General features: G+C 40.8%; 22 protein-coding genes. 3 read left to right on the forward strand and 19 right to left on the reverse strand.

The features are described 5' to 3' along the window. Positions 1-63 precede the first annotated feature (63 nt). The 4 genes from CLV57_RS17370 to CLV57_RS17385 form a co-directional block, all read right to left on the reverse strand. Positions 64-1,182 carry a M42 family metallopeptidase gene (locus tag CLV57_RS17370; protein WP_100342646.1) on the reverse strand — a complete coding sequence of 373 codons (1,119 nt, stop codon included), beginning with the start codon at positions 1,180-1,182 and terminating at the stop codon, positions 64-66. 118 nt (positions 1,183-1,300) lie between these two features. Then, positions 1,301-1,906, reverse strand: coding sequence for a hypothetical protein (locus CLV57_RS17375; RefSeq protein WP_100342647.1), 606 nt, complete (start codon positions 1,904-1,906; stop codon positions 1,301-1,303). Positions 1,907-1,978: 72 nt separating this feature from the next. Beyond that, entirely contained in the window at positions 1,979-2,395 is a 417-nt protein-coding gene (locus CLV57_RS17380) for a GNAT family N-acetyltransferase (protein WP_100342648.1), read from the reverse strand. After that, complete coding sequence (locus tag CLV57_RS17385) at positions 2,395-3,987, reverse strand: S8 family serine peptidase (RefSeq protein ID WP_100342649.1); 1,593 nt, start codon at positions 3,985-3,987, stop codon at positions 2,395-2,397. Before CLV57_RS17385 ends, CLV57_RS17380 begins: the two co-directional genes overlap by 1 nt. Positions 3,988-4,261: 274 nt before the next feature. Between CLV57_RS17385 and CLV57_RS17390 the strand changes: the two genes are divergently transcribed. The 3 genes from CLV57_RS17390 to can all read left to right on the forward strand — a co-directional run bounded on the left by CLV57_RS17390 (position 4,262) and on the right by can (position 6,969). Further along, the gene (locus CLV57_RS17390; RefSeq protein WP_157799211.1) at positions 4,262-4,594 is read left to right on the forward strand and encodes a hypothetical protein; all 333 of its coding nucleotides are present in this window, start codon (positions 4,262-4,264) and stop codon (positions 4,592-4,594) included. Positions 4,595-4,665: 71 nt separating this feature from the next. Continuing rightward, positions 4,666-6,267, forward strand: a complete 1,602-nt coding sequence (locus CLV57_RS17395; protein WP_100342651.1) for a SulP family inorganic anion transporter — start codon at positions 4,666-4,668, stop codon at positions 6,265-6,267. Between the two features lie 9 nt (positions 6,268-6,276). Continuing rightward, positions 6,277-6,969, forward strand: a complete 693-nt coding sequence (gene can, locus CLV57_RS17400) for a carbonate dehydratase (RefSeq protein WP_100342652.1) — start codon at positions 6,277-6,279, stop codon at positions 6,967-6,969. A 69-nt stretch (positions 6,970-7,038) separates the two neighbouring features. Here can and CLV57_RS17405 read toward each other — a convergent pair whose 3' ends face one another. The 15 genes from CLV57_RS17405 to rplR form a co-directional block, all read right to left on the reverse strand. Next, positions 7,039-8,115 carry a hypothetical protein gene (locus CLV57_RS17405; protein WP_100342653.1) on the reverse strand — a complete coding sequence of 359 codons (1,077 nt, stop codon included), beginning with the start codon at positions 8,113-8,115 and terminating at the stop codon, positions 7,039-7,041. 87 nt (positions 8,116-8,202) lie between these two features. Continuing rightward, positions 8,203-9,348, reverse strand: coding sequence for a helix-turn-helix domain-containing protein (locus tag CLV57_RS17410; protein WP_100342654.1), 1,146 nt, complete (start codon positions 9,346-9,348; stop codon positions 8,203-8,205). A 103-nt stretch (positions 9,349-9,451) separates the two neighbouring features. Further along, positions 9,452-10,033: a 50S ribosomal protein L17 gene (gene rplQ, locus CLV57_RS17415; protein WP_100342655.1), complete on the reverse strand. Its 582-nt coding sequence runs from the start codon at positions 10,031-10,033 to the stop codon at positions 9,452-9,454. A gap of 197 nt (positions 10,034-10,230) precedes the next feature. Next, the gene (locus CLV57_RS17420; RefSeq protein ID WP_100342656.1) at positions 10,231-11,223 is read right to left on the reverse strand and encodes a DNA-directed RNA polymerase subunit alpha; all 993 of its coding nucleotides are present in this window, start codon (positions 11,221-11,223) and stop codon (positions 10,231-10,233) included. A 168-nt stretch (positions 11,224-11,391) separates the two neighbouring features. Further along, positions 11,392-12,000 carry a 30S ribosomal protein S4 gene (gene rpsD / locus CLV57_RS17425; protein ID WP_100342657.1) on the reverse strand — a complete coding sequence of 203 codons (609 nt, stop codon included), beginning with the start codon at positions 11,998-12,000 and terminating at the stop codon, positions 11,392-11,394. Positions 12,001-12,067: 67 nt separating this feature from the next. Further along, complete coding sequence (gene rpsK / locus CLV57_RS17430) at positions 12,068-12,457, reverse strand: 30S ribosomal protein S11 (RefSeq protein WP_100342658.1); 390 nt, start codon at positions 12,455-12,457, stop codon at positions 12,068-12,070. 140 nt (positions 12,458-12,597) lie between these two features. Continuing rightward, a complete protein-coding gene (rpsM, locus tag CLV57_RS17435) occupies positions 12,598-12,975 on the reverse strand; it encodes a 30S ribosomal protein S13 (RefSeq protein WP_100342659.1) in 378 nt (125 codons plus the stop codon). Positions 12,976-13,044: 69 nt separating this feature from the next. Further along, positions 13,045-13,161 carry a type B 50S ribosomal protein L36 gene (ykgO, locus tag CLV57_RS17440; protein ID WP_022833269.1) on the reverse strand — a complete coding sequence of 39 codons (117 nt, stop codon included), beginning with the start codon at positions 13,159-13,161 and terminating at the stop codon, positions 13,045-13,047. 9 nt (positions 13,162-13,170) lie between these two features. After that, positions 13,171-13,389: a translation initiation factor IF-1 gene (gene infA / locus CLV57_RS17445; RefSeq protein ID WP_100342660.1), complete on the reverse strand. Its 219-nt coding sequence runs from the start codon at positions 13,387-13,389 to the stop codon at positions 13,171-13,173. A 63-nt stretch (positions 13,390-13,452) separates the two neighbouring features. Further along, positions 13,453-14,244 (reverse strand): type I methionyl aminopeptidase, encoded by a 792-nt coding sequence (map, locus tag CLV57_RS17450; RefSeq protein ID WP_100342661.1) that lies wholly within the window; start codon positions 14,242-14,244, stop codon positions 13,453-13,455. A gap of 6 nt (positions 14,245-14,250) precedes the next feature. Beyond that, positions 14,251-15,591, reverse strand: coding sequence for a preprotein translocase subunit SecY (secY, locus tag CLV57_RS17455; RefSeq protein ID WP_100342662.1), 1,341 nt, complete (start codon positions 15,589-15,591; stop codon positions 14,251-14,253). Between the two features lie 7 nt (positions 15,592-15,598). Further along, positions 15,599-16,045, reverse strand: a complete 447-nt coding sequence (gene rplO / locus CLV57_RS17460; protein ID WP_100342663.1) for a 50S ribosomal protein L15 — start codon at positions 16,043-16,045, stop codon at positions 15,599-15,601. 5 nt (positions 16,046-16,050) lie between these two features. Next, on the reverse strand, positions 16,051-16,230 hold the full coding sequence (gene rpmD, locus CLV57_RS17465) for a 50S ribosomal protein L30 (protein WP_100342664.1): 180 nt from the start codon (positions 16,228-16,230) through the stop codon (positions 16,051-16,053). A 7-nt stretch (positions 16,231-16,237) separates the two neighbouring features. Then, positions 16,238-16,756, reverse strand: coding sequence for a 30S ribosomal protein S5 (gene rpsE / locus CLV57_RS17470; RefSeq protein ID WP_100342665.1), 519 nt, complete (start codon positions 16,754-16,756; stop codon positions 16,238-16,240). 16 nt (positions 16,757-16,772) lie between these two features. Beyond that, positions 16,773-17,129 carry a 50S ribosomal protein L18 gene (gene rplR, locus CLV57_RS17475; RefSeq protein WP_100342666.1) on the reverse strand — a complete coding sequence of 119 codons (357 nt, stop codon included), beginning with the start codon at positions 17,127-17,129 and terminating at the stop codon, positions 16,773-16,775.

The raw sequence follows: 17,129 nt of genomic DNA on the forward strand, positions 1-17,129 counted from the left end.
ATTTAATTAATAATTTTATAAAATCGTCAATAAATATTCGATTTTGTTGTAAATATAGATATATTATTTAATATACCTGAAGTCCTGACCTGATTTAATTTGCAGTAAAGACTCATAAATAAGACGAATAACGTTATCTACGTCTTCCTTATGTACCATCTCAACAGTGGTGTGCATGTAACGCAGACAAAGTGAAATTAACGCTGACGGCACGCCGTCATTTGAGTAAGCAAACGCATCTGTATCAGTACCGGTTGAGCGCGATGATGCCTGACGCTGGAACGGAATACCTGCTTTTTGCGCTGTGTCTATCAACACTTTATTTACATTGTTTTGTACAGCGGGCGCGTATGATACAACCGGACCGCGGCCACAAGCCAGATCGCCCTGTGTTATTTTGCTGATCATTGGCGTTTGTGTGTCATGCGTAACGTCTGTCACTATGGCAACGTTAGGCTTTATGCGATGAGCTATCATTTCAGCGCCACGAAGACCAATTTCTTCCTGAACGGCGTTAATTATGTATAAGCCGAAAGGCAGTTGAATATTGTTTTCTTTCAACAAACGGGCCACTTCAGCAATCATGAAGCCACCAACACGGTTGTCTAACGCACGACCAACATAGTAGCGGTTGTTCAATACCATAAACTCGTCTTCATAGGTAATTACACAACCTACGTGTATGCCTAACTTCTCTACCTCATCTTTTGAGGTACATCCGCAGTCAAGGAATATGTTTTTTAGTGATGGAGATTCTTCTTTTTCACCTCCCAAACGGGTGTGTATAGCCGGCCAGCCAAATACTGCTTTTACCACGCCATTTTCGGTGTGAATGTTTACGCGTTTTGATGGCGCTATCTGATGATCAGAACCACCGTTGCGGATAACGTATATCAAACCATCATTAGTAATATAGTTAACAAACCATGATATCTCATCGGCATGTGCCTCAATAACTACTTTATATTCGGCTTCCGGATTTATAATACCTACAGCGGTACCGTAGTTATCAACATAATGGTCGTCAATGTAAGGCTTAATATAATCTAACCACAACTCCTGCCCTTTCCACTCAAAACCGGTAGGCGAAGCGTTGTTAATATATTTTTCAAGAAACGAAAGGGAATTATCTGTTACTACAGCAACGTGAGGCTGCTTATCTTCTGATTTTTTTTTTGACATATTGTGTTCGGCTTTTTTGCAGGACCTTGTTTAACAGGCCGAAAGCAAATATAACAAAGCGGTGCACAAAATGTTTCTAATTTTTAGGCGCTGATTAGAAATTTATGAAGGTTTGGCTTTACCAAAAGCCCGTGTTATCCGGATGTGCCGATCTATAGATCTCCCTGCACTTCGCCAATATTTTATATAAAAGCGGATGACTCTTTTCATCTGGAGATTCTGCCTGAATTTGCCTGGTCCCTGTTGGTGTCGTCTCTATCAGATAAAAGTTGGCCCCATCCAGCAAGTGCCTTTGCGCGTTCTCATTATTGCGCTCAATTTCCTGAACATTTGAAGCGTGAAGCTGAGCCAGCAAATCGGTCAAGCCTTTGTCCTTTGTTGAAAGAACATCTGTCGCGAAATTCCCGTATTTCTTATAAAAGCTTTTACTCGGCCAAATATTAGCTTTACCCTGCTTATATTTCCTGTACGAATTTTGGTAGGCGGAGTCGGCCAGCATATCAGCGAAGTTAATATTGCTTACAACTGTATATGCAATGTTCAATTGTCCGTTATTCTCCTGTATTTCAATAAACGCCGGTTTAGGGTTAATTTCTATACGGCCTTTAATTATCAAACTGATAGTGGTATCAATTAAAGATTGCTGGTAAGTAGTGGCAGCTATTGATGAACTGCTTAATATCAATGAAAAGACAAACAAAAAATATACAAGGGATTTTGGCATGATGAGGCTCAGTTGTTCTTTTAAAGTTAGAACTAATTTGAACACATTGAAGTAAAGAGTTAATTACCAAAACTACTTATCTGTCAGCATCTTCTCCATTATCTCATAATCAAACCCGCCTCTGCTGAAAGTTTTACCGGTTTGCCTAAAACCATACTTAGCATAAAAGCCTGTGGCCGTTACACGTGCATTGCACCAGATACGGTGGCCATTTTCATTAATAGCAAAGTTGGTAATGTGTTCGAGCAGCGCCTTACCTATTCCCTTACTCTGCGCTTCTGGCGAAACGGCAAACTTCCTAAACTGAAAGTCGTTTCCCTCCCAAAAGAGAGAAACGACCGCCAGCAACTTATTATCCTGAAACGCCCCGAAATGATACCCGTTATTATCCTCATCCATTTCCATCTTAAATAATGGTTCTTGCGGATACAACACATCGCGCCTCAGGCGCCAGGTCAGTTCGGGGCGTATTTGTTCTATATAAAGCATTATTTGTAAGTAGCCGCCAGTTTTAAGGCATTGTACGCGTTTACAATACCGCCTGTTGCGCAAAGCTCATCAAAATTGACTTCTCTGGTATTTTCGCCATCCTGTACTTTTACTTTATGCTCAATTTTAACTACTGATCTCAAAATGATATCCTTAACCTGCATAGCCGTTAACTTTGGGTAGTATGAACGTATTAGCGCTGCCAGACCGGCAACAGCAGGTGCCGCCATACTGGTACCATTATGCAAGGCGTACTTTGAGCCCGGAGTGGTTGAGTTAATATCAACACCCGGCGCAAAAACATCAACACTGGTTTTACCATAGTTAGAGAACGATGCTTTTAAGGATGCATCATCAACAGGGCCCGATGCACCAACCTCTATCCAAGCCTGCGCAATGCCACTGCCATCTTCATACTTGCGGTTAGGGAAGTTATTTTCGTTCTCTGTATTCTTATTATCGTTACCTGCCGCGTGTATCAGCAATACGTCTTTACTTATGGCAAACTTAACGGCATCATCTACCGCTTTTTTGTTGTAAGAGTATGCTTTACCGAAGCTCATATTAATTACACGGGCTCCGTTTGCTGCAGCATAACGAATAGCATTGGCCACGTCTTTGTCGCGTTCGTCGCCGGTGGGTACTGTCCGCACCGCCATTATACGTACATCATCAGCCACCCCCTGAATGCCAATACCATTTGTTCTAACCGCGCCAATAATACCCGCAACGTGCGAGCCATGATCGGCATTGGGGCCGGTAACATCGGTATTGCCATAGTTGCGTTGATTGGCATTTTTATAGTCATCGCCTACTATGCTGCGCGGGTCGTAGTCAACATTATAATTGTACTCAGCTTGTTCTTTGTAATGATTCCAGGCCGGCATTATCTCCGCCTCGGCAAAAGCGCTTACAGTTTTATATTGAGGCAAAGCGCCTAATACCGTTTTCTGAACGTAGGTTTCGCCACTTGTTTTAGGCTGATATTTTACCAATTCCTCAGCATTAGGATCTTTTTTACCTATGGCCGCCAAAATATTGTCTAATATCACCTTGAAATTATTCACACCTGTAAAGGTCTTTTGAGCTTTAGCCGCCGACTCGCTCACCTCAGCGCGCATCTTTTTGTACTCGGCAAAGGCTGCAATGTCTGCGCCTTTCAGGTTATTGGTATCTAAAGCGGCAAATTTGCTTTTGTAGTCGCGTACTAAACGGGTAACCTCTAATGCATCATACTGCACATTGCCTTTAGCCGATCCTATAAAATTCCAGCCATGCACATCATCTGCATAGCCGTTTCTATCGTTGTCAATTTTATCGCCGGCTTTCTCTTTAGGATTTATCCACAATACATCCCGCAAATCTTCATGCGCTGTATCAACACCGCCGTCAATAACGGCCACTACTACGGTGCTGTGTTTCTTTCCTTTCAATAACTCAGTGTATGCTTTTTCAGTACTTATTCCAAAGTACGAATCAGTTTTAAGGTCGAGGTTTTGCCATCCGGATGGCGCTTTTTTCACATCCTGGGCAGATGCCAACAGCGGTATAGCTAAACTTATGGCAAGTAGTGTTCTTTTAAAGTTGTTCATTATTATAATTAGTATATCAGTTAAGTGTGTAAATTAATAATATGCTTCATTTATAACCAAATGTTAAAGCACATAAATTGAGTACTGCTTTTCGACGCGTTTTACACCCTATCGTTTAAATTATGACCGTCACAATATTTAATTAGGTGTTACATCAGCTTGAAAACGCTTTATTGTATTTTGTTATCAGGTGTTACTACTTAATTTTAACAAAAAGTATAAATGCAGAGCATCTGAAAAATTTGAATGAAGTATATTTATATATTTGTTAGGAATGAATAACCGAAATAAGAGAACTTTTGCCAGTTTGCTTTTTATGCTCGTCTTTTCTATTAAGATGATCATATCGGTTATGCCTGTATTTTATCTGTTGGATGCCAAAGTTGCAGCATCAGTAATTTTGCAATTGGAGCAGGAAACGAAGGCAGAAAAGGATACCACAGATAAAGACGCGCTCAAAGAAAAAAAGGATTTCGACGAGCATACTTATACTTGTTTTGATTACACCCCTGTGTTAGTGCAAACCAAACACTTACATCACTTTATATTGTCGTTACCAGTGCAGCCTTACCATAATGCTGTACCAACGCCGCCTCCCAACGCATAACTCATTTTGAGGCCGGGCAAACTCCCGGCCTTGTGCGCCTATTTATTAAAAATTTATTAGAACCAATTATTATGCAATCAAAGCAAGGAGGGGCTACGGGCTTCTTCGATTTTAAACAGTATTTAAGTCCTCAGAATTTAAAAAAGGATCTCCCGGCAAGTGTTGTGGTTTTCCTTGTGGCGTTACCCCTCTGTTTGGGTATTGCGCTGGCGTCAGGAGCACCACTATTTGCAGGTTTATTAACCGGCATTATTGGTGGCCTTGTAACCGGTATGCTCAGCGGCTCGCAATTGAGTGTGGCCGGTCCGGCTGCGGGTTTAACAGTAATTGTACTTAATGCCATTAACGGGTTAGGATCATACGACACCTTTTTGTTAGCTGTGTTTTTAGCCGGTGTCATCCAAATTATTCTGGGGGTTATTAAAGCGGGAACCATTGGCAATTATTTCCCATCCGCTGTGATTGAAGGGATGTTGGCCGCTATAGGTATCATATTGATCATGAAGCAGTTTCCGCATGCTGTTGGATATGATGCTGATTTTGAAGGTGATGAAGGATTTGTACAAACCGATCAGCACAATACCTTTTCTGAGATCATGATAGCCTTCTCTAAAATAAACTACGGAGCGGTTATTATAAGCGCCATCTCTATAGCACTTTTATTATACTGGCCAAAAGTAAAAAAGCTGGCTATTGTGCCGGCCCCCTTGCTGGTTGTGGTTGCAGGCATAATATTAGGATTGGCTTTTAATGGAACAGATATGGCGTTAAGAGACAAGCAATTTGTGAGCATTCCCATTGTTGGTAGCACCAGTGAGTTTTTCGGACTGTTTAAATCGCCCAACTTTGCAGCCATCACCAATAAACAGGTTTGGATAACCGCCGGCACTCTTGCTATTGTAGCCAGTTTGGAAACTTTGCTTAGTGTGGAGGCCGTTGATAAAATAGATCCTATTAAACGCGTAACACCCACCAATCGTGAGTTATTAGCACAAGGCACCGGTAATATGATAAGTGGCTTGCTGGGCGGCTTACCTATGACGGCTGTAATTGTGCGTTCATCTGCCAACGTGAACGCGGGGGCACGTACCAAAGTTAGCGCTATAGCACACGGTTTTTTTCTATTGATCTCACTGTTAACCATACCCACGGTTATCAATTTAATTCCCCTGTCATGCCTCGCAGCTATATTATTAATGACCGGTTATAAATTGGCGCGTATAGCCTTATTCAAGCATATGTGGCATAAAGGCCTGTCGCAGTTTATTCCGTTTGTTGTAACCATAGTGGCAGTAGTGTTTACAGATCTGCTAATAGGCGTAGGCATAGGTATGGCGGTTGGTATATTCTACCTGTTGCGTACCAACATGAATAATTCCTATTTCTATCAGATAGAAAGCAACGGTCGTAAAAAGGTTATCCGCTTACGACTGGCCGAAGAAGTATCCTTTTTAAATAAAGCCGCCATACAGGTAACATTATCCAATCTGCCTAAAGAAACAGAGGTAATTTTGGATGGCACCGCATCACGATATATTGATCCCGACGTTTTGGAGATCATTCACAATTTCAAACACAACGCCTATACCAAAGGCATTATAGTGAAACTTGAAAACATTAAAGAGCGGTATGACCTGCTTAAAAATAAAGACCTGAGTAAAGAACTTAAATAATAAAAGAACATGAAAAACGATAATAAAAATGGCGAAAAGCTGAAACTGCAGTTGGCCCAAACAGAAAGCTACACCAAACTAATAGCAGGTAACCGTGCCTGGGTTGACCAAACACTTGAAAAAGATCCGGAGTTTTTTAAGACTTTGGCTAAAGGCCAAAGTCCGGAAGTGTTATGGATTGGCTGCGCTGATAGCCGTGTACCTGCCAACGAAGTTACCGGCACCTTACCCGGTGAAGTGTTTGTTCACCGTAACATTGCCAACGTATGTAACCATACAGACATGAACATGCTCAGCGTATTAGACTATGCCGTTAATGTGTTAAAAGTAAAACATGTTATTGTAACCGGACATTACGGCTGTGGCGGTGTAGCAGCGGCTTTAACCAACAAACAATTTGGTTTGATTGACAACTGGCTGCGTCACATTAAAGATGTTTACCGTTTGCACAGCCACGAGCTGGACCGTATTACCAATCAGGAACAAAAAGTTAACCGCCTGGTGGAACTGAACGTGATAGAGCAGGCTTATAACCTTTGCAAAACCACCATAATACAAAATGCATGGAAAGAGCGGGATGACTTGTATGTACACGGCTGGATAGTTGATATTTCGACGGGCCTGGTGAAAGACCTTGGCGTTAGCGCTAATGACTCACACAAACTTGGATATGTTTATGAGGTAGCGCCTGCCGCTGTTTAGTCGGTACAAATATTGATTGAAAATCCCGGCACGTTTTGAACGGTCGGGATTTTCGCAATAGCCGCGCTGTTACCTGGTACCGTTGTTAATACGCTCTATCTCTATATTCAAACTTTCCTTTCCCATTTTACCTGTTAAGGTAGCTTTACCTCCCACCGTCGCAGGTGTTATTTGTGCTTTTAAAGTATCTCGCGCAGATTGCGGGAAACGCCATGTTGCTGTGAGTTGCCTATTATCCTCATTATATTTATAATTGCCGATCAATCGCTTCCATGGCTTGTTGTACTCCAATACAATATCGTTTTTGTCGATATAAACTTTGGTTAAAACGCTATCAACACTTGGAACTGCAATATCCTTTCCATTCACTTTCAATTGCTTTACCACGTACTTACCATTTATTTCAGGATAATACTGTGGGTATTCAACAATTGCCATCAGTATGAACGGTATTACAATCACAGAAAGTTTTACCAGATTGCGGATAACTTTGCTTTTAAAAAAGTATCGTTTTAAATCATCGTCTGTAAAAAATATTTTAACAAGGCGAGGATACTCTATCCACAATAAATAAACTAAACCGGCTATCTCAATACCAATATATACCGAAGTAACTATTCCGTTATAAAACACATCTAAAAAGAAGATATTTAAGGTCACGGGCAACAACACAAATACGCCAAGTAACCTCGTTTTTCTAAATATTACTAATAAACCACCTGCTATCTCAATACCGCCGATCAATAATGTATAAATGCGCGAATGTCCGAAAAAAGCCCACATTAGCTCGCTGTCTGAAATGGTATTGAAAGGGTTATCCAACAGTGCGAGCGGTGTGTTAAACTGTAAGCCAAAGAATTTGCAAACACCAAATATGCACATGTCAAGTGCAATGAGGTATCTCAAAGCGTCCTGCCAAAAGGCCAGCATGGAGTATGGGTCAGGATGATTTTTGAAATTTTTTGGAAGCAAGAAAAGCATATCTAGCAACACGCCAATAAAAAACACGATGCTTATGTTATTCATTATTGGTGGCGGTATTAAAGGATAAAAATACCGTAGCCCAATGCGTTGCAGCATTATGGCGCTGATAAGGCCTGTAAGAAAGTAAGGTAATGCGATTTTAGAAAAAGGTTTTGTTATCATAATGATTGCGTTTAGTTCGCAATTTTATGCACAATTAGTATTAGCGTCGTTCGCTTCCATCCAAACGAACATCTATTACAAAAACTCTTAAGCGATCACGGTCTGCTGACTATCAGCAGTTTGTTTCATAAACTGGCTCGGCGACAGGCCGGTCTCGCGTTTAAATGCTGTATTAAAGGTTGTTTTAGAATTGAAACCGGCGTTGTAGGCAATGCCTAATATATTGAGATGGGAATACTTTCCTGATTGCATAAGTTGTTTAGCTTCGGCAACCCTGTAGGCGTTTATAAACTGATAGAAGTTGGAATGCATGCCTTCGTTCAACACATACGATACATCATGTGGCGATACGCCCATCTTTTCTGAAAGCTCGGGCAAATTTAGTTCACTGTTTAGAAACATCCGCTCGGTTTCCATCAGGGAGATCAACCTTGCTTTTAACTCATCCATCAATTCAGCTGACAGCCGAGCCTTAGGTTTCTCCTCAACAGGGTTTAATATTAACTCAAGCGATTGCAGTTGTACTTCCTCGTATGGATACACTTCTTTCTGCACCAAAAGGTAGTAAGTTATAAACACGGTACCTGCCAGATAACCTAAAGGAATAAAATTTCGCAGCACCTCCGATGGAATATTATTGGTTACTGAAAGCACTATCATAAATAGAATACCCCACAGTAACTGCCGCAACCATTGAAGACTTACAGGCGTGTTATCTGAAACAATTTGATTCACATTACTGAGGTGCCTTCTCAGCATGCGGTAAGATAGCAGCCAATAAACCACCAATTGAATAGGTATAGATAGTTTGACCAAAATTGGCAAAACAATTTTAAGTCCCGATGCAAAAGCTGAATTACCTAAATTCGGCATACCCGGCGCAAAAACTAACAACCCTGTAAACACAGCAAATATCAGGACAGGGATAAAATGAAGATATTCGCGCGGCCGAACTTGCTTACTCACGGCTGTGTAATGTAAAACGCTTAGATACAATGCCGGCGCAATGGCATACCTTGATAGTTCATTGAATATGATGAGTTGCCTGTAATTGTCTGAATGTCCTGTTTGGTTGATAAGCACATCTAACACGGCCGACCCCGCCGAGAACAAAAACACACCAAACCACTTGTTAGCAATAACATTTACCTTAAGTGGATTGATAAATGCTATGAATGCCAGCATAAACAAACTTACACAAGCAGCATTTAATATAATCAGGTGCATGGCCATATCAACTGTAAGTTACAATAGAATTATTCACTCCGAAAATATTAGTTAAAAAAAAATGCCCTGCTTATTCAGCAGGGCATTTTATCATTTCAAAAGCGAGTTATTATTCGCCTTTTTCTGCATTTTCTTCGTTTGCAGCAGGTGCTTCTGGAGCAGCTTCTTCAGCCGGAGCTGCAGTTTCTTCAGCTACAGGAGCTTCAGTTACTTCTTCTGCAACAGCAACTTCTTCTGTTTGTGCAGCAGGAGCAGCAGCTACAGCACCACCTTTACCACCACGACGACGGGTTGATTTTTTAGCAACCGGAGCATCACCTTTGGTGTAAACTGTGTTGTAATCAACCAGCTCAATGATCGCCATCTCAGCGTTGTCACCTAAACGGTTTTCTAATTTGATGATACGAGTATAACCTCCCGGACGGTTAGCAATTTTAGCTGCGATGTCGCGGAAAAGGATAGATACAGCGTCTTTATCTTGCAAATAGCTAAACACAGTACGACGAGAGTGAGTAGTATCGTTTTTTGCTTTTGTTAAAAGAGGCTCTGCATAACCACGCAATGCCTTTGCTTTTGCTAAAGTGGTAGTGATGCGTTTGTGCAGGATAAGCGATGTTGCCATGTTAGCTAACATTGCTTTGCGGTGGCTGTTGGTACGGCCCAGGTGGTTTACTTTTTTACCGTGTCTCATTGTTATTTTTTGTTTTGTGGCACGTGCATACCGTTGGGCGGCGTTTTATCGTCAAGCCCTCGGAATTACGCGGTACTAGTGACTGGTTAATTAGTGATCAGAGATTAGTCACTTCATCATCTCAAATCTGATTTATAAAAGAAATTGGTGATTAAAGATGAGACCTGATCTCTATTCTCTAATCACCAATCACTAAACTATTCTTCGTCTAACTTAAATTTAGCCAGGTTCATACCAAAAGACAAGCCTTTTGATTTAACCAGGTCCTGAATCTCAGTTAATGATTTTTTACCGAAGTTTCTGAACTTTAACATATCAGCAACGTCGTATGATACCAGATCAGCCAGGCTGCGGATATCAGCTGCTTTTAAGCAATTTAATGCACGCACTGAAAGATCAAGGTCAACTAACTCAGTTTTAAGGATCTTACGCATGTGTAAAATTTCCTCGTCAACCTCTTTAGTTTCTTCTTTAGCCTGAGCCTCTAACATCATGTTCTCATCGCTGAACAACATAAAGTGCTGAATCAAAATTTTTGCAGCTTCTTTAAGTGCATCCTCGGGATGGATTGAACCGTCTGTAGCAATATCCAATACTAATTTTTCATAGTCGGTTTTTTGCTCAACACGATAGTTCTCGATAGTATATTTAACGTTCTTTATCGGAGTGTAGATAGAATCGATAGCAATTACGCCTACGTTCGCATCAGGGTTTTTGTTCTCTTCGCTTGGAACGTAACCACGACCTTTGTTGATAGTGAATTCAACTTCAAGCGTTACTGATGAATCCATGTTGCAGATAACCAGCTCAGGATTTAAAACAGTAAAGTTGTTAGAGAACTTAGTAATATCTCCGGCTTTAAAAGCGTCCTGACCGTTAATGATCACGAATACTTTTTCAGTGTCGCCAGACTCACCTGTCTTTTTAAACCTAACTTGTTTTAAGTTTAATATGATCTCGGTAACGTCTTCAACAACTCCTTTTATGGTTGAAAACTCATGCGTAACACCTGAGAAACGTACTGAAGTGATAGCATAACCTTCAAGCGATGAAAGTAAGATACGACGCAGAGCATTACCAATGGTTACACCGAAGCCTGGTTCTAATGGACGAAACTCAAACGTGCCATCAAAATCAGTTGATTTCTGCATGATAACCTTATCTGGTTTTTGAAATGCTAAAATTGCCATTTATATCCTTTATTTATTGTTTGTTTGCTAATAGATTTGAGATATGAGATGTGAGATATGAGACCCAATCCTTATACCTAAATCACAATATGTCAATGTTTAGTTATGAAACTGAAAAATGAGATTTGAATTTTATCTCAAATCTCATGTCTCAAATCTCATATCTTACTATTTAGAGTATAACTCGACGATCAGATTCTCTTTGATGTTCTCCGGAATCTCATCGCGGTTTGGATAGTTAAGGAACTTACCTGTTAAATTGGCAGCATCCCACTCAAACCAGCTATATTTATTGATCTTTCTGCCCGCTACTGAGTTACTGATAGCCTCTAAAGATTTTGATTTTTCGCGAACCGCTATAACGTCTCCGGCTTTAACCTGGTATGAAGCAATGTTCACTACCTCACCGTTAACAGTGATATGTTTGTGGCCAACCAATTGACGTGCACCAGAACGGGTTGGAGCAATACCTAAACGGAATACTACGTTATCTAAACGAGCTTCTAAAAACTTTAATAAGTTTTCGCCGGTGATGCCTTCTTTAGCTGAAGCACGGTGAAACAAGTTCTCGAACTGACGCTCTAATACACCATAAGTGTATTTAACTTTTTGTTTCTCCATTAACTGTACAGCGTACTCTGATTGCTTGCCTCTTCTTTTTGAAGCGCCGTGCATACCAGGGCCGTAGTTTTTTCTTTCTAACGCTTTATCCGGACCGAAGATCGGCTCGCGGAAACGACGTGCAATTTTTGATTTGGGGCCTGTATATCTTGCCATTGTTTGTTGCTTTTAAAGTATCATGCGGCCCGCAGCCGCTGAATCTTAGCTTTAAAAAATTGATTAATTAAACTCTTCTTCTTTTTGATGGACGGCAACCGTTGTGCGGAAGCGGAGTGATGTCCTTTATGATAGTAACCTCAATACCTGTAGTTTGTAAAGTACGGATAGCTGACTCACGACCAGAACCCGGGCCTTTTACAAATACTTCAACTTTACGTAAGCCTAAATCATAAGCAGCTTTCCCGCAATCGGCAGCAGCCTGACCGGCAGCGTAAGGTGTGTTCTTTTTTGAACCTTTGAAGCCCATTTTACCTGCAGAAGACCATGATATAGCCTGACCGGTTTTATTGGTTAAGGTAATGATAATGTTGTTGAATGTGGCGTTGATGTGTGCTTCGCCAACTGGCTCAACAACAACAATACGCTTTTTGGTTACTTTTTTAGCTTTAGCCATTTTCTTGTTTAATTATTGATTGAATGAATTACTGAATTATTAAATAACTCGGACCCATTAATCGCTTATAATTTGTTTTATTCCTAATGAATGAAGATTACTGACAGTTAAACCAATCAATAATCTTCATTCATTAATCACTATTTAGTAGCTTTCTTTTTGTTAGCAACTGTTTTACGTTTTCCTTTACGGGTACGTGAGTTGTTCTTAGTACGCTGACCACGCAGAGGTAAACCTTTACGGTGACGGGTACCACGGTAGCAACCAATATCCATTAAGCGTTTGATGTTAAGCTGAACTTCAGAACGCAGTGCGCCTTCAACTTTAATCTCGTCATTGATGATAGTACGGATAGCTGTTAACTGATCATCATTCCAATCCTGCACTTTGGTGTTTACATCTATACCTGCTTTAGCCAAAATTTCTTTAGCAGTTGAACGGCCAATGCCGTAAATGTAAGTAAGGCCAATCTCGCCTCTTTTGTTCTTTGGTAAATCAATACCTGAAATCCTTGCCATATTTGTTGTTTTGTTTTAGCGTCAACCGAACGGCGGCTACCGTTGTACGAATTGATGCAAGTTTTTTAATTATCCCTGACGTTGTTTGAACTTAGGGTTCTTTTTGTTAATTACGTAAAGCTTGCCGTTACGACGAATGATCTTGCAATCAGCGCTACGCTTTTTAATGGATGCTCTAACTTTCATCTCGCTTAATTATTTATATCTGTATGTAATACGTCCTTTAGTTAAATCGTAAGGACTCATCTCCAATTTAACTTTATCACCAGGTAAAATTTTGATGTAGTGCATACGCATTTTACCTGATATGTGTGCAATAATCTCATGACCGTTCTCCAGCTCAACTCTGAACATTGCGTTTGATAACGCCTCCCGAATTGTACCGTCTTGTTCGATCGATGATTGTTTTGCCATATTTTACTGATTATTACTTAATTATCCGCCCCAAAAGCGGGACGCAAAATTAATAAAAATATTTTAATTATTTATTTTTTCTTTTAAAACATCATCAACATAACTAAATGTTGACAATACGTCTGCTTTACCCCGCTTAACAGCTACCGTATGCTCAAAATGTGCAGATGGTTTTCCGTCAATTGTTGATACGGTCCAGCCATCATCCCAAAACTTAACACCTGCACGGCCTGCGTTGATCATCGGTTCAATAGCTATCACCATTCCCTCCTCCAGCTTCACACCAGATCCGCGTTTTCCATAGTTAGGTACTTCAGGCTTTTCGTGCAATTTGGTACCAACACCGTGGCCCACTAACTCTCTTACAACACCAAAGCCATGTTTCTCTGCATGCTCCTGCACTGCGTAAGCGATATCGCCTATACGCATACCAACTACAGCCTTTTCAATTCCTTTGTCAAGGCATTCGCGGGTAACGCGTAAAAGTGTTTTGGCTTCCTCACCTATTTCGCCAATAGCAAAAGTAAAGGCAGAGTCACCATAGTATTTATTAAGGATTGCGCCGCAATCAACAGATACGATATCTCCGTCTTTCAGTTCGTATTTTCCCGGGAAGCCATGTACAACCTGATTATTCAGGGATATACAAAGCGAATAAGGAAAACCTCCGTAGTTTAAAAAAGCAGGGATACCGCCATTGTCGCGGATGTAGGTTTCAGCAAGTTTATCAAGATCAATAGTGCGCACACCTGGTCCAATAACTTTGGCTATTTCGCCATGTGTTCTTGCAACCAGCTGTGCGCTCAATCTTATGAGTTCTACCTCCTCGGCAGACTTATAAACGATCTTTGACATGCTTTACTATATTGCTGTCGGTGTTGTTCCGGCAGCTGCAGGCACAGCCGAACGTCCTTTTACTCTTCCGGTTTTCATCAAACCATCGTAATGACGCATCAGCAAGTGACTTTCAATTTGTTGTAAGGTATCTAATACAACACCAACCAAAATGATCAATGAAGTACCCCCAAAAAAACGTGCAAACAGGTTATTAACACCTACCAAATTAGCTAACGAAGGTATGATAGCAATGATGGCCAGGAATATTGAACCCGGTAAGGTTATCTTTGAGATCACACCGTCAATGAAGCTTTCGGTTGGCAAACCTGGTTTAACACCCGGAATGAAACCACCGTTTTTCTTCATGTCGTCAGACATTTGCTTCGGATTTACTGTAATTGCAGTATAGAAATACGTAAATACAATGATCAATAAAGCAAACAGGATGTTATGCAACCATGAGTTATAATCTCCTAAAGCTATAATAATGCTATTTGTAGCAGCCTTAGGGAAGAACGAAGCGATAGTGGCAGGTATGAACATTAATGCTTGAGCAAAAATGATAGGCATTACACCGGCAGCATTCACTTTTAACGGAATGTACTGACGAACACCGCCATACTGTTTATTACCAACAATACGTTTTGCGTACTGCACAGCTATCTTGCGTGTTCCCTGTACTATAAGGATGGTAAACATTACCACACCTATCAGAGCAATTAACTCAACAATGAAAGCAATTAAGCCGCCAGTACCGGTTGTACGGTTTTGGAACTCTGCTAAGAAAGCGCTTGGCAAGGTGGCAATAATACCCACCATGATGATCAATGATATACCGTTACCTATACCTTTATCTGTAATCTTCTCACCTAACCACATTACAAATAACGTACCTGCTGTTAACACCATTGTGTTCATGATGGTAAACATTGGGTTTGCTATCAATATCTCGTTAGCAGTTACCTGTGAATTAAGGTAAGCTACCGCCTGCACTGCAGTGATAACGATTGTTAGATAGCGGGTCCATTGATTGATCTTGTTACGACCGCTCTCGCCTTCTTTTTGCATTTTAGCAAAATACGGAACAGCTATACCCAACAACTGCATCACAATAGATGCAGAAATGTAAGGCATAACGCCTAATGCGAAAATGGATATACGCGAAAAAGAGCCACCAGCAAACATATTTAATAAACCAACCAAGCCCTCGGCTTGCTTAGCATCTGTTTGTGAGGCATCTACGCCCGGTAAACGCACAAATGCACCTACGCGGTATATTAAAAGAAATAAGAGTGTGTTAATTATACGCACTCTTAAGTCTTCAATTTTCCAGATATTGGATAATGTGGTGAAGAATTTCTTCATACAAATATTATAGCTTAACTATTGAACCACCTGCTGCTTCAATTGCTTTTTGCGCGGTAGCGGTAAATGCATGTGCTGTAACTTCAACTTTGGCTGTAAGTTCGCCACGACCTAAAATTTTCACCTTGTCGTTTTTAGACGCCAAACCATGATCCTTCAAAGTTTCCAGATCAATTGTTGAAAGTGAATATTTTTCAGTTAAGCCTTGTAATACATCCAGGTTAACACCAACGTACTCTACACGATTAGGGTTTTTAAAGCCAACCTTAGGTAAGCGGCGCTGTAATGGCATCTGTCCACCTTCAAAGCCTATTTTAGTGCTTGTGCCTGAACGTGAACCGGCACCTTTATGACCGCGGGTTGATGTACCACCACGGCCTGAACCTGTACCACGACCAATTCTTTTTCTATTTTTGGTAGAACCTTCTGCAGGTTTTAAATTACTTAAGTTCATGATTATTAAATATTTTCTACCGCTACAAGGTGGTTAACTTTCTTAACCATACCAATAATAGCCGCAGTAGCTTCAACTTCCACGCTGTGGTTTATTTTCTTTAAGCCCAGTGCTTCCACTGTCTTTTTCTGGCGCTCGGTCCTATCGATCACGCTTTTGATCTGGGTTATCTTGATCTTTGCCATGTTCTGATTATCCGTTAAATACTTTTCCTAAACTGATGCCGCGTTGTTGAGCTACAGTATTTGCATCACGCAATTGCGCTAAAGCCGATACGGTTGCTTTTACCACGTTGTGCGGGTTTGACGAACCTTTTGATTTTGCCAATACGTTGTGTACACCGGCGCTCTCTAATACTGCACGCATTGCACCACCTGCTATTACACCGGTACCATTAGCAGCAGGTTTTATAAATACAAAACCTCCAGAGAATTTTCCAATTTGTTCGTGAGGTACTGTACCATTGATAATAGGAACTTTAACCAAGTTCTTTTTAGCATCATCAATACCTTTTGCAATTGCTTCAGTAACCTCTTTAGCTTTACCTAAACCGTAACCTACAACACCTTGCTCATCACCTACCACTACGATAGCTGAAAAGCTGAATGTACGGCCACCTTTGGTTACTTTGGCAACACGTTGTATACTAACCAAACGATCCTTTAATTCGATCTCGCTGGTTTTTACTCTTTTTATGTTAATTGTTGACATTTTCTTTTCCTACTGATTAAAAGTTTAAACCACCTTCACGTGCACCTTCAGCCAATGATTTAACACGGCCATGGTAAAGGTATCCGTTCCTGTCAAAAACCACATCTTTGATACCGGCTGCAATAGCTTTTTGAGCTACTAATTTGCCTACGGCTACTGATTGATCTGACTTGGTACCATCAGCAGAAAACTCTTTTGATAAAGATGATGCTGATACAAGGGTTTTACCGTTAACATCGTCAATGATCTGGGCATAAATACCTTTATTACTTCTGTACACTGACAAACGCGGACGGGCTGTAGAGCCTGAAAGGCGCTTACGTATACCCATTTTAATTCTGTCTCTTCTTGATAATTTCGCTTTAGCTGCCAT

Origin of the sequence: Mucilaginibacter auburnensis (assembly GCF_002797815.1) — a bacterium.
GTDB classification, from domain to species: Bacteria; Bacteroidota; Bacteroidia; order Sphingobacteriales; family Sphingobacteriaceae; genus Mucilaginibacter; species Mucilaginibacter auburnensis.

Bases quoted from the DNA above. Each gene is read 5' to 3' on its own strand.
- ykgO (WP_022833269.1), bottom strand. From the start codon at position 13,161: ATGAAAGTTAGAGCATCCATTAAAAAGCGTAGCGCTGATTGCAAGATC.
- rpmD (WP_100342664.1), bottom strand. From the start codon at position 16,230: ATGGCAAAGATCAAGATAACCCAGATCAAAAGCGTGATCGATAGGACC.
- CLV57_RS17410 (WP_100342654.1), bottom strand. From the start codon at position 9,348: ATGGCCATGCACCTGATTATATTAAATGCTGCTTGTGTAAGTTTGTTT.
- rplR (WP_100342666.1), bottom strand. From the start codon at position 17,129: ATGGCAGCTAAAGCGAAATTATCAAGAAGAGACAGAATTAAAATGGGT.
- rpsM (WP_100342659.1), bottom strand. From the start codon at position 12,975: ATGGCAAGGATTTCAGGTATTGATTTACCAAAGAACAAAAGAGGCGAG.
- secY (WP_100342662.1), bottom strand. From the start codon at position 15,591: ATGAAGAAATTCTTCACCACATTATCCAATATCTGGAAAATTGAAGAC.
- CLV57_RS17395 (WP_100342651.1), top strand. From the start codon at position 4,666: ATGCAATCAAAGCAAGGAGGGGCTACGGGCTTCTTCGATTTTAAACAG.
- map (WP_100342661.1), bottom strand. From the start codon at position 14,244: ATGTCAAAGATCGTTTATAAGTCTGCCGAGGAGGTAGAACTCATAAGA.
- CLV57_RS17370 (WP_100342646.1), bottom strand. From the start codon at position 1,182: ATGTCAAAAAAAAAATCAGAAGATAAGCAGCCTCACGTTGCTGTAGTA.
- CLV57_RS17380 (WP_100342648.1), bottom strand. From the start codon at position 2,395: ATGCTTTATATAGAACAAATACGCCCCGAACTGACCTGGCGCCTGAGG.
- rplQ (WP_100342655.1), bottom strand. From the start codon at position 10,033: ATGAGACACGGTAAAAAAGTAAACCACCTGGGCCGTACCAACAGCCAC.
- CLV57_RS17375 (WP_100342647.1), bottom strand. From the start codon at position 1,906: ATGCCAAAATCCCTTGTATATTTTTTGTTTGTCTTTTCATTGATATTA.
- can (WP_100342652.1), top strand. From the start codon at position 6,277: ATGAAAAACGATAATAAAAATGGCGAAAAGCTGAAACTGCAGTTGGCC.
- rpsE (WP_100342665.1), bottom strand. From the start codon at position 16,756: ATGTCAACAATTAACATAAAAAGAGTAAAAACCAGCGAGATCGAATTA.
- rpsK (WP_100342658.1), bottom strand. From the start codon at position 12,457: ATGGCTAAAGCTAAAAAAGTAACCAAAAAGCGTATTGTTGTTGTTGAG.
- rplO (WP_100342663.1), bottom strand. From the start codon at position 16,045: ATGAACTTAAGTAATTTAAAACCTGCAGAAGGTTCTACCAAAAATAGA.
- rpsD (WP_100342657.1), bottom strand. From the start codon at position 12,000: ATGGCAAGATATACAGGCCCCAAATCAAAAATTGCACGTCGTTTCCGC.
- CLV57_RS17420 (WP_100342656.1), bottom strand. From the start codon at position 11,223: ATGGCAATTTTAGCATTTCAAAAACCAGATAAGGTTATCATGCAGAAA.
- CLV57_RS17405 (WP_100342653.1), bottom strand. From the start codon at position 8,115: ATGATAACAAAACCTTTTTCTAAAATCGCATTACCTTACTTTCTTACA.
- CLV57_RS17390 (WP_157799211.1), top strand. From the start codon at position 4,262: ATGAATAACCGAAATAAGAGAACTTTTGCCAGTTTGCTTTTTATGCTC.
- CLV57_RS17385 (WP_100342649.1), bottom strand. From the start codon at position 3,987: ATGAACAACTTTAAAAGAACACTACTTGCCATAAGTTTAGCTATACCG.
- infA (WP_100342660.1), bottom strand. From the start codon at position 13,389: ATGGCAAAACAATCATCGATCGAACAAGACGGTACAATTCGGGAGGCG.